This window comes from Gynuella sp. (assembly GCF_050297175.1).
In the GTDB taxonomy this organism is placed as follows: domain Bacteria; phylum Pseudomonadota; class Gammaproteobacteria; order Pseudomonadales; family Natronospirillaceae; genus Gynuella.
This window is the reverse complement of record NZ_JBNKSF010000015.1, coordinates 16,248-39,799: the sequence shown is the minus strand read 5'-3', so window position 1 is coordinate 39,799 and position 23,552 is coordinate 16,248. Positions and strand designations below refer to the sequence as shown.

General features: G+C 47.6%; 21 protein-coding genes and 1 pseudogene. 10 read left to right on the top strand and 12 right to left on the bottom strand.

All coding sequences use genetic code 11. From position 1 onward, the window contains the following. Positions 1 to 9: 9 nt before the first annotated feature. From ACQY6I_RS05895 to ACQY6I_RS05875, 5 genes are all read right to left on the bottom strand, one after another. The gene (locus ACQY6I_RS05895; protein WP_428240543.1) at positions 10 to 1,962 is read right to left on the bottom strand and encodes an ATP-binding protein; all 1,953 of its coding nucleotides are present in this window, start codon (positions 1,960 to 1,962) and stop codon (positions 10 to 12) included. Continuing rightward, a complete protein-coding gene (locus ACQY6I_RS05890; RefSeq protein WP_428240542.1) occupies positions 1,959 to 2,501 on the bottom strand; it encodes a glycoside hydrolase family protein in 543 nt (180 codons plus the stop codon). Before ACQY6I_RS05890 ends, ACQY6I_RS05895 begins: the two co-directional genes overlap by 4 nt. After that, positions 2,491 to 3,003 carry a transcription termination/antitermination NusG family protein gene (locus tag ACQY6I_RS05885; protein WP_428240541.1) on the bottom strand — a complete coding sequence of 171 codons (513 nt, stop codon included), beginning with the start codon at positions 3,001 to 3,003 and terminating at the stop codon, positions 2,491 to 2,493. Before ACQY6I_RS05885 ends, ACQY6I_RS05890 begins: the two co-directional genes overlap by 11 nt. A gap of 81 nt (positions 3,004 to 3,084) precedes the next feature. Beyond that, a complete protein-coding gene (locus ACQY6I_RS05880; RefSeq protein ID WP_428240540.1) occupies positions 3,085 to 3,642 on the bottom strand; it encodes an RNA polymerase sigma factor in 558 nt (185 codons plus the stop codon). An 881-nt stretch (positions 3,643 to 4,523) separates the two neighbouring features. Next, a complete protein-coding gene (locus ACQY6I_RS05875; protein WP_428240539.1) occupies positions 4,524 to 5,435 on the bottom strand; it encodes a DUF3530 family protein in 912 nt (303 codons plus the stop codon). 202 nt (positions 5,436 to 5,637) lie between these two features. On the opposite strand from ACQY6I_RS05875, the gene rpe reads away from it, so the two are divergent. The 3 genes from rpe to ACQY6I_RS05860 all read left to right on the top strand — a co-directional run bounded on the left by rpe (position 5,638) and on the right by ACQY6I_RS05860 (position 9,656). Continuing rightward, on the top strand, positions 5,638 to 6,300 hold the full coding sequence (gene rpe / locus ACQY6I_RS05870) for a ribulose-phosphate 3-epimerase (RefSeq protein WP_428240538.1): 663 nt from the start codon (positions 5,638 to 5,640) through the stop codon (positions 6,298 to 6,300). A gap of 476 nt (positions 6,301 to 6,776) precedes the next feature. Beyond that, the gene (locus ACQY6I_RS05865) at positions 6,777 to 8,924 is read left to right on the top strand and encodes an adenosylcobalamin-dependent ribonucleoside-diphosphate reductase (protein ID WP_428240537.1); all 2,148 of its coding nucleotides are present in this window, start codon (positions 6,777 to 6,779) and stop codon (positions 8,922 to 8,924) included. Between the two features lie 39 nt (positions 8,925 to 8,963). After that, complete coding sequence (locus tag ACQY6I_RS05860) at positions 8,964 to 9,656, top strand: NrdJb (RefSeq protein ID WP_428240536.1); 693 nt, start codon at positions 8,964 to 8,966, stop codon at positions 9,654 to 9,656. 428 nt (positions 9,657 to 10,084) lie between these two features. Here ACQY6I_RS05860 and ACQY6I_RS05855 read toward each other — a convergent pair whose 3' ends face one another. From ACQY6I_RS05855 to ACQY6I_RS05845, 3 genes are all read right to left on the bottom strand, one after another. Further along, complete coding sequence (locus tag ACQY6I_RS05855) at positions 10,085 to 12,088, bottom strand: FAD-dependent oxidoreductase (protein WP_428240535.1); 2,004 nt, start codon at positions 12,086 to 12,088, stop codon at positions 10,085 to 10,087. A 288-nt stretch (positions 12,089 to 12,376) separates the two neighbouring features. Then, positions 12,377 to 12,964, bottom strand: a complete 588-nt coding sequence (locus ACQY6I_RS05850) for a TetR/AcrR family transcriptional regulator (RefSeq protein ID WP_428240534.1) — start codon at positions 12,962 to 12,964, stop codon at positions 12,377 to 12,379. 228 nt (positions 12,965 to 13,192) lie between these two features. Next, entirely contained in the window at positions 13,193 to 13,672 is a 480-nt protein-coding gene (locus tag ACQY6I_RS05845) for a MarR family winged helix-turn-helix transcriptional regulator (protein ID WP_428240533.1), read from the bottom strand. Positions 13,673 to 13,838: 166 nt separating this feature from the next. On the opposite strand from ACQY6I_RS05845, the gene ACQY6I_RS05840 reads away from it, so the two are divergent. The 3 genes from ACQY6I_RS05840 (at position 13,839) to ACQY6I_RS05830 (ending at position 17,043) form a co-directional block, all read left to right on the top strand. Beyond that, complete coding sequence (locus ACQY6I_RS05840; protein ID WP_428240532.1) at positions 13,839 to 14,825, top strand: ABC transporter substrate-binding protein; 987 nt, start codon at positions 13,839 to 13,841, stop codon at positions 14,823 to 14,825. A gap of 75 nt (positions 14,826 to 14,900) precedes the next feature. Further along, positions 14,901 to 15,800 (top strand): ABC transporter permease, encoded by a 900-nt coding sequence (locus tag ACQY6I_RS05835; RefSeq protein WP_428240531.1) that lies wholly within the window; start codon positions 14,901 to 14,903, stop codon positions 15,798 to 15,800. Then, positions 15,793 to 17,043 (top strand): quaternary amine ABC transporter ATP-binding protein, encoded by a 1,251-nt coding sequence (locus tag ACQY6I_RS05830; RefSeq protein ID WP_428240530.1) that lies wholly within the window; start codon positions 15,793 to 15,795, stop codon positions 17,041 to 17,043. Before ACQY6I_RS05835 ends, ACQY6I_RS05830 begins: the two co-directional genes overlap by 8 nt. 53 nt (positions 17,044 to 17,096) lie before the next feature. Here ACQY6I_RS05830 and ACQY6I_RS05825 read toward each other — a convergent pair whose 3' ends face one another. Beyond that, complete coding sequence (locus ACQY6I_RS05825) at positions 17,097 to 18,317, bottom strand: glycosyltransferase (protein ID WP_428240529.1); 1,221 nt, start codon at positions 18,315 to 18,317, stop codon at positions 17,097 to 17,099. Positions 18,318 to 18,364: 47 nt separating this feature from the next. Further along, positions 18,365 to 19,375 (bottom strand): tryptophan--tRNA ligase, encoded by a 1,011-nt coding sequence (locus tag ACQY6I_RS05820; RefSeq protein ID WP_428240528.1) that lies wholly within the window; start codon positions 19,373 to 19,375, stop codon positions 18,365 to 18,367. Positions 19,376 to 19,512: 137 nt separating this feature from the next. Here ACQY6I_RS05820 and ACQY6I_RS05815 point away from each other — a divergent pair, with 137 nt between their 5' ends. Further along, positions 19,513 to 20,256 carry a lysophospholipid acyltransferase family protein gene (locus tag ACQY6I_RS05815; protein ID WP_428240527.1) on the top strand — a complete coding sequence of 248 codons (744 nt, stop codon included), beginning with the start codon at positions 19,513 to 19,515 and terminating at the stop codon, positions 20,254 to 20,256. On the opposite strand, the gene ACQY6I_RS05810 is transcribed toward ACQY6I_RS05815, so the two are convergent. Beyond that, positions 20,219 to 20,806, bottom strand: coding sequence for a GDSL-type esterase/lipase family protein (locus ACQY6I_RS05810; RefSeq protein ID WP_428240526.1), 588 nt, complete (start codon positions 20,804 to 20,806; stop codon positions 20,219 to 20,221). The two genes, ACQY6I_RS05815 and ACQY6I_RS05810, sit on opposite strands and share 38 nt — an antisense overlap. 104 nt (positions 20,807 to 20,910) lie before the next feature. On the opposite strand from ACQY6I_RS05810, the gene ACQY6I_RS05805 reads away from it, so the two are divergent. Both ACQY6I_RS05805 and ACQY6I_RS05800 read left to right on the top strand, forming a co-directional pair. Further along, positions 20,911 to 21,957, top strand: coding sequence for a BamA/TamA family outer membrane protein (locus ACQY6I_RS05805; protein ID WP_428240525.1), 1,047 nt, complete (start codon positions 20,911 to 20,913; stop codon positions 21,955 to 21,957). Then, positions 21,957 to 22,814: an ion transporter gene (locus tag ACQY6I_RS05800; protein ID WP_428240524.1), complete on the top strand. Its 858-nt coding sequence runs from the start codon at positions 21,957 to 21,959 to the stop codon at positions 22,812 to 22,814. The genes ACQY6I_RS05805 and ACQY6I_RS05800 overlap by 1 nt, the downstream gene beginning before the upstream one ends. A gap of 177 nt (positions 22,815 to 22,991) precedes the next feature. On the opposite strand, the pseudogene ACQY6I_RS05795 reads toward ACQY6I_RS05800, so the two are convergent. Then, a pseudogene (locus ACQY6I_RS05795) lies at positions 22,992 to 23,165 on the bottom strand (SDR family oxidoreductase); the annotation flags it as partial. An 81-nt stretch (positions 23,166 to 23,246) separates the two neighbouring features. On the opposite strand from ACQY6I_RS05795, the gene ACQY6I_RS05790 reads away from it, so the two are divergent. Beyond that, on the top strand, positions 23,247 to 23,354 hold the full coding sequence (locus ACQY6I_RS05790) for an ion channel (protein ID WP_428240523.1): 108 nt from the start codon (positions 23,247 to 23,249) through the stop codon (positions 23,352 to 23,354). Positions 23,355 to 23,552 lie beyond the last annotated feature (198 nt).

Genomic DNA, 23,552 nt, shown 5'->3' with positions numbered 1-23,552 from the left:
GGTGGCTCCTTACTGTTGGCCCTTGAGCCATTGATTGACTTTCTGGATAGCCAGATAGCCGGCGTTGTGTTTGTCCAGTTCCCGTAGGATGGCACGCGCGAGAATGTCGGCAGAGATGCGGCTGCGTTTTTCTGCCAGACAATACAGCGTGGCCAGTTCAGCAATATTGGCGATTTGGGCTGGACTGAATTCGAAGGCGGCTGCCAGACTGTCCAGATCGATATTGCCTGTTGGCTGGTATTGCCCTCGAAGGGCGTGTTGCCAGAGATTCAGGCGGGTATGTATATCCGGCATGGTAAATTCAATAACGCTGTGAAAACGGCGTAGAAAGGCTTCATCCAGGTTACTTTTAAAATTGGTTGAGAGCAGTAGCAGGCCCTGATAATGCTCCATGCGTTGAAGTAGATAACTGACCCCCATGTTGGCATGTTTGTCATGACTGGAGGAGATTTCACTGCGCCGGCCAAAGATGGCATCAGCCTCGTCGAACAGCAGAATGGCGCGTTGACGTTCGGCCTGATCGAACAGACTGGCCAGATGTTTTTCGCTTTCACCGATCCATTTACTGGCAACGTTGGCCAGGTTGATTTTGTACAACGGCAATACCAGTTCGGCGGCCATGGCTTCGGCTGCCATGCTTTTCCCGGTACCGGGTTTGCCCCAGAACAATGCCTGAAGACCGGGTTTGAAACGGTTCAACTGTTGGCTCAGTTCTGTGGAATAACGAACCCGTAAGATCAGTTCCTGCAGTTGTTGACGGGTATGAGTTGTGAGGACCATGTCATCCCAGCTTACGCTCGGTGGACATAACGTGGCCAGCTGCGGATGTTTGCTCTGGTATTGAGTCAGACAGGCTTGTTGCAGTTGTGTTATCAAGGACTCGTTATTGTCCGGTTTATTTATTCGTTGACAGATCTCTGCTATCTGACCGGGCATTAATGGATACAGACGTGCCAGCCATTGTGCCTGTGCTGAGGTCAAGCCATTCTCGCCGATGTTTTGGCCCAGTTGCTGCCATAACCCGGTGCGCGCGTTTTCATCCGGTTGTGGGCAGTTGACGGATGTAAATGTTGCTGTCATCAGAGTGCGGCAGTGGGCATCTTCGCCAACCGCTGATGGTTCCGGTTGGTTGCAGATGATGCATCCTGTATCCAACTGCTGCCAGTCATCGAGTATTCCTGTCAGTGCCGGTCTGGTCTGGCACATAGCCGCGCCTTGCGGCCAATAAATAAAAGGATCGGAATTGCCCAACGCTATATTTCGCAGCTGGTAGCGCAGTGACTCGCTGTCCGGTATTTCCGGAGTATCCAGAATGATGCAGTGATCGTGTCCAAGAGCTGCGGCTTTGGACAATATCCAGAGCTGTCGTTCGTCTGGGTGCGCGCAATCAATGGTGATGATCCGTGTGTTGGTTTGCTGTAACTGGCTGGAATAGCAGATGGCGTGCCCAGTGTTGAGTGTGGCTGGCAGGGTCATCTGTGCTATGCCGGGTGATAAGCCTGCCAATGTTCTGACCACGGTTTCGTCCAGGTGCAGTGCGTGAGATACCGGACCGTTTGCAGTGAGTAAGTGCCAGTGATGGAGCGGCGAGCTCAACCAGTCCACCGTGCAGGCTGGTGATGCAGGTAACGTATCGGTCAGCAGGTGAGTTGCCCGGTAGATACTCAGTGATGGCCCCTGTTCATACCATGAGGTATTGAAAAAAGAAGTGATGGCATCGGGTTCCATGCTACAGATGTACGCCAGAGCCAGCAGATGCAGGCTTTTTTGATCAAGCTTGAAGGTTGAGGCTAATTGTTCAAATGGTAGGCAGCAGGATAACTGGCTGAGTGTTTCCAGAAATGTCCGGTGATGTGAACGGATGATTTCCATATCTGCCTGTTCTGACAGAACGGTTCCAAGACGATAAAGACTGGCAGCCAGCTGTTGTTCAATTTGAACCTGTTCCGGTGCCCGGTTCATTGGCCAGTTTCCATTTGTCTGGCCAGTTCTTCGGCGCGTTTGCCGACTTGCCGTGCCCATTTGGAATCCAGCATTTCAACGGCGGCCCGATTGAAGTCACGGTTGGCCAGTGCTGCCAGCATGTTTTTGAATTTCATCAGGCCATTGACGCCAAGATTAAATGCCATATTAACCAGCACCCGGCGGCGGCATTGATCGAGTATCAGGTAGACCGGCAGTTCGTTGTTTAATTGCTGGCAGGTTTCGTCGATATCATGGGCAAGCAGAGTCTGTGCCTCGGCGATAGTGATGCCTTTATCGAGCAGAGCTATCTGACTACGTTGACTGATGCCGTATTGCAGTACCTTTTTTGCCTGATCTGATCGACCACGGTTTTCCAGCAACCAGGCTGCTTCTTCGATTGACAGTCCTTTATCGTCCAGGTTACGGCCGACGCCAATGGTTCGTCTTCCGGCAGAGCAACGATAAATTTCTGTTTTTAGACCTTCATGACGGATCAATTGCGCTTGCAGCAATTGTTTGCTGTGATCACTCAGCATGATGCTGTTCTCCTGAATGAGGCATGGGAATGAGTGTTTCTATGGGCAGTGCCTGGTCGGCAGATAGAGTTACCATGAGTGCCTGATCGAGCCTGCTAATCTCTACCACGAGTTTGTGTTTACCTTTGATTTCCACCAGTTTGCCGGTGAGTCCTTTCAGAGGACCGTTGGTCACTCTGACATGATTGCCGGGCACTAACGTGTACTGTTGTTTGCTGACGGCATGACCCAGATGGGACAGGTGTTTTAAGGCGCTGATTTGAGTTGCTGGAATGGTGGCGGGTTGGCCGCCAAAGCTGACCAGGTAGGCAAACCCGGGTAAGTAGGTCAGGCGATGCAGTTGTGACTCCATCGCCTGGACAAACACATAGTTTTTAAATAAGGGCATTTTTGCCTGATCGAGCGGGGTATATCCTTCGATACCTTGTTTAGCGAGCGCTGCAATCAAGCGTAATTCTTTTCGGTATTTAGTATATGCAGCGTACCATACATATTCCGTCATTTTTCCTCCGGCAGGCTCCGCCAATCCTGGTTATTTCAGGTCTCAAGAATGTTTCTATAGTTCGTAATAGACGGTGGCAGACTAAATATGTGAAGCCTGGTTAAATCGGGTTGTCCGTAACTGCTGTCGGGCCAATTGCACAATTTTCCGCAGATTGACGGTGGACATGTGTGTGTGCAATGCCATCTGCTGATAATCAAGCCCATCCAGGACTCTCATGGATAACAGCTCTTGCTGTCTTTTTGGGAGTTTCATAATTGCCGAGAGTAGAGAAGACAATTCATATTCCCTCTCGATAGCCTGTTCCAGTGGTTCGCTGTTGTTAGCGGCAAAAAAAAATGTGTTTGGAGAATTACAGACCTGTTTTACCAGCTCAAATTCTCTTGCTTCGGTGCGGTGCAGATCTGTGCAGACGTTGCGTGCCATAGTACAGAGCCACGCTAAAGGGTTTTGGATAGAAGTATCGGTAGAGCGTAAAAAACGACAGGCTTTTTCAGCGGTAATTGACATGACATCGTCTACGGTGTCGGGATTGTCAGATAAACAGCGTAGACAATAACGACGAACACTGTTCTTGTGTTCCAGCCAGATTTTCGAAAATGCCTGATCAAGGTCCGTGTGGGTTACAGAAACTCTCATATTATCCCTCTTTGATTTGTTTAAAATCACAGGAGGAATGACGCTCATTCTGTAAATATGTGAACAAATTGGCAGAAAAATTTGATTGAATGTTTTTGGTTCGAATTTGGCCTGTTGGATAAATTCTGTTTATTTTTTCAATCGTACTTTAGGATGAACTTATGTAAATACTGAAATGTCAGAGACTGGTCGTTGTGATGGTCTATATCTTTATTGGCAGCAAATAGGGTTGTCGTCGATTTATTTTGATGTGCGAATCCACGATCAGATTATAGAAAACCTCTGGTAAATAGAAATAGTTTCGTAGTTACATAAAAGTCCGTTTGCAATGTAAGACAGACTCAGAAAGAAATTACAGCCTTTTGCATGCAGGACTGGATTTGTTGGCCTTGAAAAAAAGGTTTTTTCGGGTGCTTCAGTGTGGTTGTTATTCTTCATTAGCTGTCTTCTTAGTAGTGATTATTATTCAGATCTTGTCGTAACCTTTTTCTCAGTATCTTATTGACGCGGAGTAATGGTACGGAATCATCATTGCTGCCATTTTCTGGATTCTGGGTGGTCTGTCTGGCGTGTTTATTCCAAACCGCAATTTTATCCGTGATGTATAGCTGCACATTCAATAATACATGAATAAAGGATGTCGCTCGCGTTTTCATGATGATTACATTTGTATGTCATAACAATGCCCGGCGATGTGTATTGGCACAGTTATTAAATTAGCAATCAGTTTATGGAAGATGTGATGATTCGTATTTGTCTGATTTCTTAGTATGGATATTATATTGCTGACAGATATGCTCAGGTTTGCCGGTTTTTATTCTGGCGTGTTATGACAATGGTTACTGTGCGATAGAAGGTTATTGGTTCGAACGGTGTAAGTCTTATTTTTTTTGCGCTCCCTTCCCTGCTTTAAGTTGTTTGCCACCGAGGTTTGTTTTTAGCCATCCCCAAATGAACCGGGTGATGCGATCAGGCCCATCGGCAAAACGCGAAGCGGCTGTGGGTTGCAGTGTTTGTAAATAGCCATTGATGGGTTTGTTGCGTTTTGCTTCGGCCCGGGCGATAGCGGCCTTTCGACGTTTGGCGCGAACTATATCTGCCTGAGTCTGGTCGAAGTAAATATCGAGGATGGGGATCGTCAAAGTGCTGAGGCTGTTCGGAAGGTCGAGAGCCGGGATATTTTTGGGTGTTTGAGGATTGACCATAACCAGTCCGTAACCTTCGTTATCCTCTTGGGTCAGCTGTTGAGACATATAAGCGGCGGACCAGTCAGCACCGGAACCAAATCCGATCAACACCAGATTAAAAATGTTGCGTTGTTGCAGAAATGCGATTCCGGCGCGAATACGTTCATACATCTGAGTCGTCTGGTCCGGATTATAGTTGAAGGGTTGAGGCTCGGGAGACAGTTGCCGGGCCGGAATCGGTAAGGTGGTGGGGTCGGGCAGTGAAATGGCCAGTGTTGACCAGCCGACATCGGGCAGATAGTTACGCACTCGCTCAAGTAATTCCGGTGACATGGGCGATTGCTCAGTATCGGGAATGAGTAATATGGCACCCTGAGGGGATTCTGTCCGCTGCTCAATAAAAAGTGCGCTCATATTACCGGCACCCATGGGAATATTGACCAATTGCTCTGCGTTGATGGACTGGCTGAAGTATTTTTTCAAATCTTCTGTCTGTTGTTGTTCTGTCATCGCCATCACTGTGCGACAGCAGAACAGCAGGCTCAGACAGATAACAAATTTAGCCGTCGCCGGACACCGTACCGGCCAGAGTTTGCCCTTAATCATAAATTTGCCAATTATCCTCTTCTGTCCTTTCAATATTGGTATGTGAGTAAAACCGGTGAATACCGGTTGATCAAAATCAGCGTTGATCCATGGCCTGTTGAATCATGTTGCAAAGGTAGTACCAGTGACCATTATTGGTGTAACTGTCTGGGTGGTCGCGTTACAATGCGCGCCCTTCAGACCCTAGCCAGAGAGAATACTCATGTCTACTGCTGTTATTGCTCCGTCCATCCTCGCTGCTGATCTGGCCCGTCTTGGTGAGGAGGTTGAAAATGTATTGGCCGCCGGTGCCGATTGGGTTCACTTTGATGTGATGGATAATCATTATGTTCCCAATCTGACTTTTGGGCCGATGATCTGTCAGGCACTGAGAAAATACGGCATAACGGCGCATATTGACGCTCATTTGATGGTACGGCCGGTGGATCGCATCGTTGGTGACTTTGCGGCTGCCGGTGCCAGTTCCATCACTTTTCATCCGGAAGCATCTGACCACGTTGACCGAACCTTACAACTGATCAAAAGCCATGGGTGTATGGCTGGTCTGGTGCTGAATCCTGCCACGCCGTTAAGTTATCTGGAATATGTGCTCGACAAACTCGACATAATTCTGCTGATGAGCGTTAACCCCGGTTTTGGCGGTCAGTCTTTTATTCCCTCTACATTGAATAAGCTTCGTCAGGTGCGGGAGCTGATTGATCGCAGTGGAATGGATATCCGACTGGAGGTGGACGGCGGCGTGAATGTCGATAACATCGGCGACATCGCAGCTGCTGGTGCAGATACATTTGTTGCGGGTTCTGCCATCTTTGGTGCCCCGGATTATCGGGAGGTCATCAATCGCATGCGGGCGCAGATTAAATAATACTGTTCCGCGAACCTGGGTTCGAATGCATTTCCTGTTTTCAGAACTCTTTGTATTTTCTGAATACCACATCTACTTTAACGCTCTTTTTTTGGGAGAGCGTTGAACGGTTCTGTATTGAAATTGTAAGCGCTTTCAGTCGCTGTTTATGAATGCAAAAATTTTTCAAAAACTTGTTTTAATTGTCAGGTTAATTATTTTTTTAGGTATTAAAAGTTATTTTGATAACCAAAAATAGAATAAATAGCCCGGTATGTTTTCTGAATATTTAATTCCATTTTGTTGTATGAAATTCACTTGTTTATGACATTTGTCAAAGACGGGAACTACTCCCAAAAAAATGAGTTAACACCCAATATCTAGTGGCATATACTCGCGACTTAAAACTATATGTAGTAGTCTCAAGGTTGGTAATCACTAACCTGAAAAACCTCTAAATCCATCAAGTTTGCTTTGCATAGCAGAAGGATCTTTATATGACTGAAGTCGTGCCGCCTAATCAAACCGATAGCAGTGTTGTTCAATATCAAGAAGCCTCTCTAGATATTTGGGACAGTAAATATCGTCTCAAAGATTCCAAAGGAAAACCGGTTGACTGTGATCTGAATGCCACCTTTGCCCGCGTTGCCAGTGCTCTTTCTGAAGTTGAAAAAAAGAATGCTCAAGGCAAATGGTTCGATAAGTTTTTGTGGGCGCTGGAAAATGGTGCCATTCCCGCTGGACGGATTACCTCGAATGCCGGTGCACTGGAACACAAGCCGGCAACGTCAACTATAAACTGCACCGTTTCAGGTACGATTTCTGATTCCATGGATGGCATTTTAAGTAAGGTCCATGAAGCCGGTCTGACCTTAAAAGCGGGTTGTGGTATCGGTTACGAGTTTTCTACTCTGAGACCTAAAAATGCATTTGTAGAAGGTGCAGGTGCTTATACCTCAGGCCCGCTGTCGTTCATGGATATCTACGACAAAATGTGTTTTACCGTCAGCTCTGCCGGTGGCCGCCGGGGAGCACAGATGGCAACGTTTGATATCAGTCATCCTGATGTTCTCGACTTTATTAAAGCCAAACGGGAAGACGGTCGCTTGCGTCAGTTTAATCTGTCGCTGCTGATTACCGATGGATTTATGGAAGCAGTGATCAATGATCAGGATTGGCCTCTGTGTTTTCCTGTGACCGAAAAAGAGTTGGAGCGTTCTGGTCTTGAGCTGAATGATCCGGAACAGGTGATCTGGAAGGATTATCATGTTACCGATGGGTACGTTAATAATGATCTCGGCCAGGTTGCGTTTAAGATATACAGCACAATTCCGGCCAGAAAGCTGTGGAATGTGATCATGACCTCTACCTACGACTTTGCTGAACCGGGTTTCATTTTGATCGACAAAGTCAACGAAATGAACAATAACTGGTTCTGTGAGGAAATACGGGCCACCAATCCATGTGGTGAACAGCCCTTGCCTCCTTATGGCAGCTGTTTGCTGGGTTCCATCAACCTGACCAAATTTGTTACCTCTCCGTTTACTGATGAGGCTCGTTTTGATTGGGATAAATTCCGTGAAGTCGTGGCGATTTTTACCCGCATGCTCGATAACGTGGTGGAAATCAATGGTCTTCCTCTGGCACAACAACAGGCTGAGATTACCGAAAAACGGCGTCATGGTATGGGGTATCTGGGGTTGGGTTCGGCCATTACCATGCTGGGTATGAAATACGGTGATCCGGATTCGATTGCATTCACCGAGGAAGTCACGCTGCAAATGGCGCTGGTTGGTTGGCAACAGGCATTGGAGCTGGCCAAGGAAAAAGGTGCGGCACCAGCATTGCTGCAGGAATATGAATTGACTGAAGCAATGTTGCGCAAACGACCCGAACTGCTGGCCGACGGCTACAAGGCTGGTAGCAAAGTGCCGGGCAGAATTTTACATGCCCGCTACAGTCGTTATATGCAGCAGCTTGCGGAAGAGGCTCCGGAGTTGGTGGAACAACTTGCTGAAACTGGCGCGCGTTTTACTCACCATAGTTCGATTGCTCCGACCGGTACCATTTCTCTGTCAATTGCCAACAATGCTTCAAACGGTATTGAGCCGAGTTTTGCGCATCATTACAGTCGCAATGTCATTCGTCAGGGGAAAAAATCAAAAGAAAAAGTTGATGTGTTTTCTTATGAGCTACTGGCCTATCGCACTTATGTGAACCCTAAAGCCATGCCATATTCGCAGCAGGAAGATGAAAAGCTGCCGGATTATTTTCTGACCTCTGACGATATCACTCCTACTCAGCATGTTGATATTCAGGCTGCTGCGCAGAAGTGGATTGATTCGTCCATCTCCAAAACGGCTAATGTACCGAGTGATTATCCCTATGAGGATTTCAAGGATATCTATCTTTACGCTTACCAGAAAGGACTGAAAGGATGTACCACGTTCCGTTTTAATCCAGAGGCCTTTCAGGGCGTGCTGGTGAAGGAAAAAGATCTGGAGAGTACGGTATACCGTTTTGCGTTGCAGGATGGCACTGTCATCGAAGCAAAAGGCAATGAAGAAATTGAGTATGACGGGGAAATTCACAGTGCCGCGAATTTATACGATGCATTAAAAGAAGGTTATTACGGCAAATTATAGTGGCGGATAACCTGACGGTTTGATGCAGGAGACAAGATAATGGTTAAAAAGATAGACAGTAAAATCGTTGCTTATGATGTGGTGAATCTGGATGAGCAGCGCAAAATCCAGCAACAGAAAGATGAGCAGCCGAATAATATTCAACACATGCACGAAAGCGTTGAACGACCGGAACTGTTGATGGGAGCGACTTATAAAATCAAAACCCCTCTAAGCGAACACGCCATGTATGTGACGATCAACGATATGGTGTTGAACCCCGGTACTGAACATGAGATACGTCGGCCCTTCGAGATATTTATCAATTCCAAAAACATGGATCAGTTTCAGTGGGTGGTTGCACTGACAAGAGTGATCTCGGCGGTTTTTCGCAAGGGTGGGGATGTAACCTTTCTGGTCGAAGAGTTGAAGGCCGTGTTTGATCCGAAAGGCGGATATTTTAAACCAGGAGGCCGTTTCATGCCTTCCGTTGTCGCTGAAATTGGTTATGCCATTGAAAGCCACCTGAAGATGATTGGAATGATGGAGCCGGAAGGACTGAGCGAAACCCAACAACAAATACTGGCTGAAAAACGTGCTGAGTACGAAGCAATGAATGGTCAGGTCAGCGAAATTAAAGAAGGGGGATTCCCTGCTGATGCTCGTTTGTGTGGTAAATGCCATACCAAGGCTGTGATTTTGATGGATGGTTGCACGACCTGTTTAAATTGTGGTGATTCAAAGTGCGGCTGATAGATCTATGTTCATCCGAAGTTGCGGCTAACGTATAACAGGATGTTTGCCTTGCTCCAATGAGAGTGTTTTGTTGGGGTTGTGGTGTACACAGAGACGTATCATTCTTGGCCTGAATCAATATCTGTTTATAAGTATGAACGGGAACATGCCGTAACGATGGTACGGTCACTGTGTTCCAAAGATCACAAGGAATGAAATAAAAAGGTGGCCAAAGCGAACTTTGGCCAAAAACGAAGGTTAGATTTTATTAACCAGACAGGTGTTTTCGCCTGACTAATTTTGTAATGCGCAAACGCATTACTATTGGCGGAAGGCCAATGTGAGCGCTGCAAAACCAAGGAGCTTCAAAAATTCCATCTGGTTTTCCAGGTCAGTTTTCAAACAGGTCTGGATGACCTGTTTGAAAGCCGGGTCAGTCACAACGATCAGAGGCTGCGTGCTACTTCATAGGCATCCCAGACTGCGTACATGATATTCTGCACTTGTCTGGAATCACCGATCAGGTGTACCTCCGGTAATTGGTTTTTCACTTCATCATAAAGGCTTCTTTCAGAGTGATAACCCACGGAAAGAATAGCGGAGTCAGCCTTGATGGTGGTTTTTTCTCCGAGATGCTCATTGTATATGACAAAACCATCTGCATTCTGTTCAACGACTTTAGAGCTGGTGAAGACCTCGATTTTCTTGAACTGCATGAGTTCCAGCAACATTTCGCTGTTGGCATGACACAGTGGCCCGGCAAGCTGCAGTAAGCCATCCTGTAATTCAATCATGTATACTTTTTTACCCATGTCGTGCAACCATAGTGCGGTTTCACAACCTACCAGCCCACCGCCTATAATGAGTATGGTATTGCCAGGGTCTTTCTTGCCCAGCAGTACATCTGTAGCGGTGTAGACATTGTCTGCTCCGGGTATCTCGAGTAGTCGGGCTTTTGAACCTGTTGCCATGATTACGGCATCAGGTTTTTGTTGCGCAAATGTTTCAGGGCCAACCGGACTATTTAGGTGAACGTTGATGTTCAGTGCTTCCAGTTCGGCGCGGTACCAGTCGAGTAGCGCGAAATCATCTTCTTTGAAATCCGGAACACCGCCTGCCAGTACCACGCCGCCGAGTTTGTCGCTGGCCTCAAATAACTCCACTTCGTGACCACGCAGTTTGGCAACCCTGGCGGCTTCCATCCCGGCAACACCGCCACCGACGACCATGACTTTTTTCTTAATCAATGCAGGAATCAGTGCATAGTCTTTTTCCCGTCCGGCGGTAGGATTGACAGCACAGGAGATAGATGTGAATTTTGCCAGGCGTCCCATACAACCTTCCTGACAGGATAAGCATGGACGGATTTTTTCCGCTTTTCCGGCTTTGACTTTATTGGGAATATCCGCATCAGCCAATAATGGTCTGGCCAAGCCAATCATATCGGTTTTACCTTCTGCGATGGCTCTGGAAGCCAGCTCTGGGTCGTCCATACGACCAGCTGTGATGATTGGGATCTTAACGGTGTTTTTGAGAATTTCATTATAAGGCAGGTACAGCCCTTTATCCTGATACATGGGAGGGTGGCTCCAGTACCATGAATCATAAGAACCGACGTCACCGTTCAGGGCGTCATAACCAGCCGCTTCAAGAATTTTGGCCGCTTCGATACCTTCTTCGATATCGCGCCCTTTTTCTTCAAACTCTTCACCTGGCAGGCCCCCTTTGAGCCAGTCTTTGATGAAGCTCTTAATGCTGTAACGCAGTGATACAGGGAAGTCCTGGCCGCAACGCTCTTTGATCGCTTTGACGATATCAGTCGCAAACCGCAAGCGGTTTTCCAGGCTTCCGCCATATTCATCTGTTCTGCGGTTAAAGAATGAAATAGCAAATTGATCGAGCAGATAGCCTTCATGAACGGCATGGATTTCGACGCCGTCGAAACCTGCTTTTTGAGTAACTTCTGCAGAGTCGGCGAATTTGCGAACGTAGGTTTTGATTTCTTCAATGGTCAATGCGCGACAGGTGGCACCTGGAAGCCAGCGGTGGGGAATTTCTGAAGGTGCCACGGCTGTCCCGCCGACAATGGCAGGAATACCGACCCGGCCAAAACCGGCAGATAGCTGCAGAAATATCTTCGCGTCGTAGGCATGGATCCGCTCGGTCATTAACTTCGCAGTTTTGATGAAATTAAGGGGGTTCAGGGTGGGGCAAGGCATTGATGGTAGAGAGCATTGTTCTATCTCATTCTCTACCATGGTGACTCCCGGCATGATCAAGCCGGCACCGCCGCGGGCACGCTCTACATAGAATTCAACGCCACGTTCATTAAAGGAGCCGTCTGCATCGCAGAAACCGGCAGGACCCATAGGGGCCAACATGTAACGGTTTTTGATTTCTACGCTACCGATTTTGATTGGCTCAAAAAGATTTGGATATTGTTTGCTCATACATCACCTGCTCAAAAGAAAAAAACTGTATTCGAACCCGTTACTGCTCAGACTGTTGTTTATGACCGGTGTGGAGTGCAGTGATAAATCTGCTTAAATGCTGCCCCTGAAAACGGATAGTGCGATGGAGCCGCTTGTTACTGGTCTTTCTCTGCTTGCTACAGTCTGCGAACCGATTCACCGAATCTATTCGGTTAAAAAGGTAGCGCGATTTTACGGTGGAGAAGCTGACCTCCATCAATCACAGTAGAAATATTATTGTGCAGCAGGTGGTGTGGGTCGGAGCAATCAGTTGTCGAAGAGGGTGACGAGTTGCCCCATGTAGTACTTCATCTGTTGCTGGAGATCATAATTTCCGTCCTGTAGGCACCAGTTGAAAACGACGCCTCGTGCCGCGATGAATAGGAATTCGGCAATTTGCTCAGCGCTCTGTTGCGAGCTGAGTTCACGGCTTTGTTGTCCTTGTCGGATCACTGTCAGCAGTATTTCCTGCATAGTACGGTGTTTTTTCAGGAACCATTTGTTCTCCGCGTGGTACAGCACTTTCATAGTATCCACACCCATGCGGATGTTGTAACCGGCGTAACAACCAAAATACTGAACAACTCTTTCCATTGCTGTAGTGGCAGTCAATTGCTGGCTGACGGTGTTCTCGAAGTAGTCGTCGGCATCGTGATACAGCTGCGACAGAATGTCTTCTTTCGATTGAAAGTGATGGTAAAAGGCGCCAACCGACACATTTGCCGCTTTGCTGATCTGTTCAATTGTGGTGCCGTGATAACCTTTTTTTTCCATCAGACTCAGACCAACCCGGTAAATATGCTGTCGGGTTTGTAAAGCCTGTTGCTGGCGTTTGGTCAAGGGTTGGGACTTCAAGATGGTTCTCTTCAGTAGCCATGAAACCGTGGCAGTTTAATAGGCTGCCCGGTTGATTGAAATATTCGGGTCCGGAATCGTTGTGCTGGATCATTCTCATGAGATGTCTGAAACAAGGATGTCTTCATTCTTTCTTTCTCAATTGTATGTTCCGGCTATCAATCTATTGTGCTCAAATCATTTGATGTGAAAGAAATATGCGGAAAAAAGCTGTTCAAAATGAACAGCTTAGCGACCAGGAATATCGATATCCAATAGTGGCGATGCATCCAGAGATTCTGCATCCATCATGGATCCCACTCTTTGAAGGGAGGACAGAATCTGGGTTTTCTCCCACTCATTCAGGTTTTCAAACTTGTTGATGAACTCCTCGTGCAATAGCGGTGGCACGGTTCTGAGTATTTCATGCCCGTCAGCAGTGAGACGGGCATTGACTATTCGACGATCGGCATTGCCGCGGACCCTTTCAATCAAATGCCGAGATTCCAGCCGATTCAGAATAGTGGTCACGGTTGCCTGGCTTAACGATACTCCGTCTGATATCCGCTTAACAGTTACATCCCCCAGCTCTTCAATGGCGCGTAGCACCATAACCTGTGGGATCGTCAGGCCGCATGCTTTCACGATACGTTTTGACTGCAAGTCGGTGGCCCGGATAATTCGCCGCAGGGATATCAGAACCTCCTGCCAATATATACTTTGTTCCATACCTTCCTATAACCTTTGATTTCGCCTTTATTATAACGCGAATTTTGAAATTTCCAGATGGATATATGCGGGTTTTCCAGTGAGAGCTTCTAAGTTATTGATTTGAACTCAAAATATTAGATGTGTATGCTTAAAAAGAGTGTCAAATCGTAATATCGGAGTTGTTATGAATATCAGAGTTGTGGTAGCGCTTGCGCTAGTGATTGGATTTTCACAGGCACAGGCTGCTTGTGGCAAGGTGACGATTGCTGATATGAACTGGAGTTCAGCGACCCTAATGGCTAATGTCGATCGTTTTATCCTCGAACATGGTTACGGCTGTAATGCTGAAATCGTACCGGGCGACACCATGCCGACCGGAACGTCCATGATAGAGAAAGGTGAGCCGGACATTGCCCCGGAAATGTGGAGCAATTCCATGAAAGACGCACTGGACCGCGGGGTTGCGGAGAAGCGCCTTCGTTATGCTGGTAAATCGCTGTCTGACGGTGGTGAAGAAGGTTTTTGGGTACCTGAGTACCTGGTCGACAAGTACCCTGAAATTGCCACCATTGAAGGGGTGATCAAACATGCAGATTTGTTCGAAAATCCGGAAGATGACGAGCGCCATGCGTTTTATGGTTGTCCGGCCGGGTGGAATTGCCAGATATCAGCCAATCATCTGTTTAAGGCGCTTAAACTGGCGGACTACGGTTTTGATCAGATTGATCCAGGATCAGGTGCTGGTTTGGCAGGTTCCATTGCCAAGGCTTATGAGCGTAAAGAAGGCTGGTTTGGGTATTATTGGGCACCCACGTCTGTTCTTGGTAAGTACAAAATGGTGAAAGTGGACTTGGGTTCTGGTGTTGATAAGGAAGAATTCATCAACTGTACCAGCAAGGATACCTGTGAGAATCCAAAAGTCACTATGTACCCACCTTCTCTGGTACAAACCGTTACGACAGAAAGTTTTGCCTCTCAGGCTCCTGATGCCTACGCTTATCTGGCCAAGCGCTCATACACTAATGCCTTGATGAACGAGCTGCTGGCCTGGATGGAAGATAATCAGGCCGATGGGGAAACTGCCATGTATCAATTCCTGACCAATTATCAGGACGTCTGGAAACCTTGGGTTTCAGCCGACGTTGCCAAAAAAGTCAGCGATGCTCTCTAGTTTATTTATGAGTGTTTCCCGGCCACCTGTGGAGGTGGCCGATATTTGTTACAGTCATAAACAAGAGGTATCCATATGGCAGACTCATCATGGTTAACCCGTTTTCCGGAGATGTCGCGTACCGACCTTCTGGCGATCCGAAAAACGTTGGACGAAGGTTTTCGTAGTTTCTCTAGGGCATACGGTGATGCCATAGAATCTTTTTTTGATCCCCTATTAGCTTTTCTGGTCTGGTTTGAAAAGCTATTGCTCAACACTCCCTGGTGGATTGTTCTTCTTTGTATTACTGCACTTGCGTACTTTGCCAGCCGCTCATGGAAGCTGTGTCTGGGAGTCGTTGTTTCTTTTTTACTGATTGGTTATTTTGGTATGTGGGAAGATACCATGCGAACCATGAGTATCATTATTGTCAGTACTATACTGGCTCTGCTCATTGGTCTTCCTGTAGGAATCCTGATGTCCCGTTCAGATCGTACACAGATGATCGTGACACCATTGCTCGATATCATGCAAACCCTGCCGGGATTTGTTTATCTGATTCCGGTGGTTATGTTGTTGGGGATCGGTAAGGTGCCTGGAGTAATTGCTGTGGTTATCTATGCAATTCCTCCGATTATCCGCCTGACCAACCTCGGAATCCGGCTGGTGGATGCCGAAGTGATGGAGGCCGCGACGGCTTACGGGGCCAGTCCGATGCAGCGTTTACTTGGGGTCCAGATCCCACTTGCCATGCCAACCATTATGGCTGGTATTAATCAGACGATCATGATGGCCTTGTCTATGGTCGTGATTGCCTCAATGATTGGAGTGAAGGGTCTTGGGCAGCCAGTGCTTAAGGCAATTACCAATCAGTATTTCACCTTGGGCATGTTGAACGGGCTTGCAATTGTGGTCCTGGCCATAGTGTTTGACCGGATTTCCCAGGCTTATGCCAAGCGTACCCAGGCTCATCTTGGGGGGATAAAAAATGGATGAGGCGATGATTCGGATAGAGGGATTGTATAAGATTTTTGGTGAACGCCCGGAAGCGATCATGCCTATGGTCATGGAAGGCAAAAGCAAGGAGCAGATTCTGGCCGAGACGGGTCATACTCTGGGATTGAGGGACATTAACCTGAGTATTAAAAAAGGTGAGATTTTTGTCATTATGGGACTGTCTGGTTCTGGCAAATCGACACTGATCCGCCACTTTAATCGTCTGATTGATCCGACCCAAGGGGTCATTCGGGTTGAAGATACGGATGTCATGCAGCTTTCAAGAAAAGAGTTGCAGGAGTTTCGGCGTCATAAAATGTCGATGGTGTTTCAGCGCTTTGGCCTTATGCCGCATCGAACTGTCATTGAGAATGTTGCCTATGGTCTGGCGGTGCAGAGAGTTGATAAAAACAACCGTACCGAGAAGGCAAAGCAGTGGCTGGAAACGGTTGGTTTGGCAGGGTATGAACAGCAGTATCCGTCACAGCTGTCAGGTGGTCAGCAACAGCGTGTAGGACTGGCCAGAGCCCTGTGTACCGATGCTGAAATTCTGTTAATGGATGAAGCATTTTCAGCACTGGACCCGTTGATTCGCAGTGAAATGCAGGATCAGCTCATTGAGTTACAGCAGAAGCTGCACAAAACCATCATCTTCATTACTCATGATCTTGATGAGGCATTGCGGCTCGGCGATCGGATAGCAATATTGAAAGACGGGGTACTTGATCAACAGGGGACTCCCGATGAGATTCTGCTGCATCCGGCGACACCTTATGTGGAAGCGTTCGTCAAAGACGTAAACCGGGCCAGAGCGCTGACTGTTGAGACTGTCATGAAACCTGCACCTTATCGGATCTCAGCCGAAACTATCGAAGAAGCGTTGGTGCAGATGAAGCAGTTCAAAAGCGAATATGGTTACCATGTTACAGAAGAGGGTTATCAAGGGTTTGTGACTCAGGAATCGCTTGAGCAATGTCGTGGCAACCAGGGAGGCGCTGGCAGGCTCGGCGAAGATGCATATGAGGAGCTGCCAACAGTGGCGCCTGGTGACATTATTGAACGGGTTATACCAGACACACTTGAATCCTCTTACTCGCTGCCGGTGGTCGATACTGACGGAAATCTCAAGGGTGAACTTGAGCGTAGCCGTGTAGCCGATATTTTCTCTGATGGAACAGAGAAAGATGAGAATGATGCAGATGAGGTTGATCAAAAGCAGGTGGTTGAGCCTGAAAAAAAATAATCGTTATGCATCTGAAAAAAGCGAAACCATCCGGTTTCGCTTTTTTGTTTTTGTCAGGACTTATTTCGGTTTTTGGCTTCTATCCATCTTCCCATAAACTCTGTCGCACGAAACTGCGCCTGCCATAACAGGTTGCCATAAAAATTCTGTTCTCTGATGGTCGTCAGGTGTTGTTTCACACTTGCTAGCCGTTGAACCAGTCGTGAGTTCAAATTTTCAGGAAGATTGACCGCACGCAAAACCTCATAACCTTGTTGCTGTACCCGTTGCCAGAGTTCTGGGTGTTGATAGACATCCAGAATTTGTCGGGCAAATACAGCGGCGGTATCGGCGGGAGGAAGTTCCCAAGTCTGGTCACCATTCATGCCCTCAGCGGCAATTGCGGTAAGAATGTTCGGAGTACCGGTCCTGAATCCATCGATCACTTTGCCTTTATTGCCCGCACCGAAGCGTAATGGCGCCAGGTTGATCCGGTAAGTGGGTAGTCCGTGGTCGATGGAATCCATGCGGCCTTTGACCAGGAATCGTTTGGATGGCTGGTGCAACTGTTGTATGCGTGCTGGTATATAGGCCCCATAAATATGGCATTCTACATCTGGTATCTGCGAGGAAATCAGTGGCCAGATATCCTGATACAACCATTCCACAGCATCAATGTTTGGTGCATGCAAAAAGCCGCCAATAAAGCAGATATGATGCCTTTGTTGATAGCTTGGTAGCTCTGAGGCCGGCAGCGATTGTGCCGCAAATGGCAGGTGTAACAACAGCGCTTTGGATAGCTGAAACTGTGACTGTAGCCAGGCTATTTCATAGTCAGAAATGATCAGAGTCAGGTCGCTGCGCAAAATGGCGGCAATTTCCCGAAACGCGATGTCATTGTTGAGTGAAGTGGGCTGACTGCTCTTATGGGTTTGTTCCCGCATATGACGCAGGCTGTGTATGTCGCTGGTATCCAGAACCCTGATCGCGTCCGGACATTGTTGCCGAACCCGCCAACTGAATTGTTCTTCAGTCATAAAACGGTCGAAAATAACAATATCGGGATTCAGTTGAATCAGCCACTGATCAAAAGACTCTGAGTTCATTTCGATGTCGCTACAGTGGATGCCTGGCAGAGCATCGGAGAACTCACCGGCTTTGGCGGCGCTGGCAAAATGGACGTTGTGTGAGCAGGACTGCAGGTCAGAGAGGATCTGTAATGTCCGGGTACCGGCAGCACTGGAGCGTGATTCCGGCCAGTTCTTGCCTATTAGGAGAGCAGTGTTAAATAACATGGGTATGAATAATCAGGCCCGGAGCGGATCCAGACCTGAACAATTGGTTAGTTGATTGGAGCAATACCGACAGCTTTTTTGGCTTTTGCCAGTAATACTGCTGCTTTTTCCCGGGCTTTGGCTTCTCCCTTACTAAGAGTGGCTTCGATGTAGTCTGGATTGGCCATCAGTTCATTGTAGGTTTGCCGTTTTGCTGCCAGCATCTCATTGAGATATTCAAACAGTTGTTTTTTAGCGTCACCCCAGCCAATGCCATCTGCATACTGTTGCCGTTTGGTGGCGATTTCCGCCGGTGTGGCAAATGCTGAAAAGATGGCAAACAGGTTACAGCTACCAGGATCCTTGGGCTCACCAGGTTCCAGCGAATTAGTGACGATTTTGTTGATCAGTTTGCGGAATTTTTTCTCGTCTTCAAACAATGGAATGGTGTTGTTATAGCTCTTGCTCATTTTTCGACCATCCAGCCCTGGCAATACCATGGAATTTTCCTGTACCACCACTTCTGGCAAGTTGAATGTCTCACCGAAAATATGATTAAACCGGGCAGCAATATCGCGGCACATTTCCAAGTGCTGGATCTGGTCTTTACCGACTGGCACTTTGTGAGCGTTAAACATCAGAATGTCTGCAGACATCAGCACTGGATAACTGAACAGTCCCATGGTTACGCCCTTGTCCGGGTCGACATCATCGTTGTCCACATTTTCCTGTACTGCGGCTTTATAAGCGTGAGCACGATTCATAAGACCTTTTGCGGTTACGCAGGTCAGCAGCCAGTTCAGTTCAAGAATTTCGGGAATATTGGATTGCCGGTAAAAAAAGACTTTTTCCGGATCGAGTCCGCAGGCCAGCCAGGTCGCTGCAATGGCCTTGGTGGATTCCTTTACCCGTACCGGATCATGGCATTTGATCAGCGCGTGGTAATCGGCCATGAAATAGTAGGACTCAACATTGTCTTTCTGGGCGGTTTCGATGGCCGGGCGGATGGCGCCGGCATAATTGCCCAGGTGGGGAATGCCGGTTGTAGTGATCCCGGTCAGAACAATCTGTTTACTCATAAACTTGACGAATCTGTGGCTAACTAGAAGGCGCGAAGATATCAGATTCTCGATACTGAATATAGTTATGCGATCACTATTGTCATTGGTTCGGTTAACGTTACTATGCGCTCAGGTTTGGGAGAAGGAAATGTTGTATGGGGTTGGTTCGTTTTGCCATTAAATCGCCATTGCTGGTTGTATGGTGTCTGTTAGGGCTGTTGTTATCGATCACCACTGTTCCCTGGTTAGCGGAAACCAGTATCTTAAAGCTGGCCGGTTGGTGGCATCGTAACCTGTTGCGTATTCTGCGGGTACGTGTGCGTGTGGTAGGGACTCCAGGTGCCCTCAGTGGCCTGATGGTTAGCAATCATATCTCCTGGCTGGATATCATTGTGCTGGGTTCCCGTTTTCATACTTATTTTGTGAGTAAGGCTGAAGTGGCAAAGTGGCCCGTGGTGGGGACGCTGGCCAGAAGTGCCGGCACTCTGTTTTTGCCCAGAGGTGGGGATCAGTCTGCCGCAATCAGTCGGGCTATGGCTGACAGGGTGTCCAAAGGCTCATATGTGCTGTTTTTCCCGGAAGGTACCACCTATGCTGGTACCGAAGTTCATCGGTTTCACCCACGTCTGTTTGCTGCGGCCATAGAATCTGGAGTTCCGGTGCTGCCGGTGGCACTGTTTTATCTGCATGAACCCCAGCCGCATCCGACTGTTCCGTACTTGGGCGATCAGAGTCTGGCTGCCAATCTCTGGGGATTGTTGCAGACACCTGCGATTGATGTGGTGATTCAAGTGGGCCATGCCATTCCGGCGGCTGCAAAGCAGCGTAAGGAGCTGGCACAGGAAGCGCAGCAACAGGTGACTAGTCTTTTGCAAACCACCATAGCCGATCATTCCTAAGCAGGTCGAGCAGTCTGTCAGTGCCGCGACTGCCGGGGCAGATTCGGTCGGTCTGTCCCAGTTCACGTTTGTAGATAGGATCACGATCAGTGGCATCGAACAATGATATATAAGGTGTGCGGGTTTTGTTGCACAGTTCTCCGAGCCATTGGTTCAGTTTCTTGACTCTGGCATTGTAGGCAGGGTCATAGACACAGGGAATCCCTAACATAAATACCCGAAACTTGCCTTTACAGGCATGTAATAAGTGTTGGGTATTTTCCATGGTTTCACGCAGTAGTATGCCAGGGTTGTCCGGATCTGTGCTGCAGTCATTAAGGCCGTAACAAAAAACTATCCGGTTATCGGCTTCAGGAACCCAACGACGGATGGCCTCATCTGCGAATCTTTGTCGTAACTGGGAAGTGGTTTCATGTTTAATTCCCTGATTGTAAACAATACAGTTTGGCTGGGTTTGTTGAATATATTGAGTCAACCGTGCGACCAGGCCATTTTCCTGTACAAGCAGATCATCGCCATAAAACTGAAGGATTAAGTTGAACTCTTGCATGTAATTCCAATAAGGTTGCGGCTTAATTTTTCTATTACTTGCAGTATAGATTTAATCTTCACTGAATACCCAATCAAAAACTGGAAATTATCGAGAGGACTACGATGCTTAAAGCGATACTGGTATTAATGTTGTTATGTCTGGCGGTGAACAGCAGGGCAGACAAGGATCAATGGATATGGTTGCCTGTTGTTGCAAATGCGCCGGAAACAGGATTCATGCTTGGCCTGTATGCCACTAAGCTGGAAGCATCTGACGAAGAAGACGTTCCAGGCAATCGCTATTCATTTCTGGTCAGTGGTACATCAGAAGGTATGTATATGGCACAGGTTTGGCCGACCTGGTGGTTAAATGCCAATCAGAGTGTGACTGCCGGATTTGGTCTGAACTATTGGCCAGGCACTTATTATGAAAACGGCAATAGTGAACCCAAGTTGGAAGAGGAATATGAGGCAACCAATGAAGTAGTGCGGTTATCTTTTGATCAGCGTTTGGTCAGCGAATTATGGCTGAAACTGCAATGGACTCTGCAATGGAGCGACATCAGTTCTGATGACGATAACAACCTGATCAATGATCAAACACCTGGGAGTGATGGTGGCTTCTATCATGGTCTTGGTGCAACCTTGACTTGGGATAAAACGGATTCACGGGATTTCCCAAGGTCAGGACAGAAGTTTGAGGCAGGTTCTACCGGATATTTCTCTGCGCTTGGTAGTGCTGAGCAATTCATGATCAGTGAAGTTGCTGCCATGCAGTATGTACCGGTATTGAGCGATTCCACCCTGGCGTTCAAAGCAACTTACATCACAGCGACTGATGACACCCCTTTTAACATGCTGCCGGCCCCCGAAGGGTCCAGTATTCTGCGTGGTGCAGACAGCGCAAAGTTTGCTGATTATGAATTAATCGGTGTTCAGGGTGAGCTCCGTTGGGTATTTTCTGATCGCTGGGGGATGGATCTGTTTTCTGATTTTGCCCAGGTGGCTCCTGATTTCAGCAAGTTTGGTGTGGATCGTTTCCATAATGCCACGGGTATCGGGGTTCGATACAACCTTGCCAAAGGTACTCGTTTGAATTTTAGGGTTGATCTGGCACTGGTGGATGGCGAGGATATCGGTACGGTTGTGTCGTTTGAGGAAGCGTTTTAATGATTGATCGCCGGCGACGGTTTGAAAAAGCGGAGGGGTTAAGCAATTGGCGGGCCAAGGCAAACGAAATTATTTTTGGTGCTGATACCTTTGCCGGCAAGTTGTTTGATATTTTACTGATTGTTGCCATTCTGATCAGTGTGGCCGTAGTAATGGTCGATAGTGTGCCTTCCCTTAATCACCGATATCACCGGCTTTGGTTGTGGATGGAGTGGGGGTTCACCATTCTGTTCACGATTGAATACATTGTTCGGCTGATGAGCGTTTCCCGGCCCGTTCGCTATGCTTTCAGCTTTTACGGTATGGTGGACCTGCTGTCGGTTCTGCCAACGTATCTGTCAATCCTGATTCCCGGTGCCAATTCATTCCTGGTGTTGCGGATTTTGCGGGTATTGCGGGTATTTCGGGTATTGCGGTTGATGCACTACATCGGCGAAGCAGAGGTCATGAGCCTTGCGATTCGCCAGAGTCTGCGCAAAATCCTGGTGTTTTTGTATGCGGTATTGACCATGGTGGTGGTGTTCGGGTCGCTTATGTACGTTGTGGAGGGATCTGAAAATGGTTTTTCCAGCATACCAAAAGCCATTTACTGGGCCATTGTCACGTTGACGACTGTTGGGTATGGAGATGTCGTACCCCATACTCCGCTGGGTCAGTTTATTGCGTCAGCGGTGATGATTATGGGTTATGCCATTATTGCTGTACCAACCGGTATTTACGCCGCGGAAATCAGTCAGGTTATGACTACCCGCCGTGACGCCAGAGGATGTCCGGGATGTGGTAAAACCGGTCATGATGTAAATGCTCACTACTGCAAATTCTGTGGCACTTCGCTGGACCCATTGCACCATGAGTGAGGATGCTGACTGACGGTCCTGCTTCCGTCCAGAGTCAGAATCTGACCGGTAAAATATTGTGCCTGATGAGCGAGAAGTCGTACTGCTTCTGTGATGTCGATTGTCGATGATAGTCGGTTCGTAGGCACCTTTTCCAGAATGTTCTGTTTCGCCTGGCCACTCATGGAGGACTCCTGTTCAGGCCACGACATGTAACCCCTGGGGACCCGGGATATCAGGAGCCAGTTCCACAGCCAGAGACTTGGTCAGGGCGATTAGCCCTGATTTTGTCATGCAGTAGATATTGTGTTTGCGCAGTGGCCGTATTTCACGGATATCTACCGTGTTTACGATGCTGTCTTGATTTTTTGTGTGTGTCCCGGATAACCGGGTCCGGCTGAGAAAGAAAGATTGTTTGCAGGTTAATCTTCATCAACTCCTGCCATTGTCACGTTGATGACTGTTGGGTATGGAGATGTCGTTCCCCGTAAGCCGTTGGGCCAGTTTATGGCTTCGGCGGTGATAATTATGAGCTATACCATTATCTTGTTCAGACTATAAAAACCTTTAGTTTTCCCATCTCAAGCCGATTGCTAGTAACTAATATCGTTCACAAAACAAATAGTTCTTGAGCTTAAAAATAGCAGTTAACTTATTAACTTTGTGCTAACTGAATATCGTAAAGAAATGTATGGGTTTAAAGAAAGTTTACCCCTTTTAAACGTTGCAACACCGGAGGTGTGATTTAAAACTCAACGT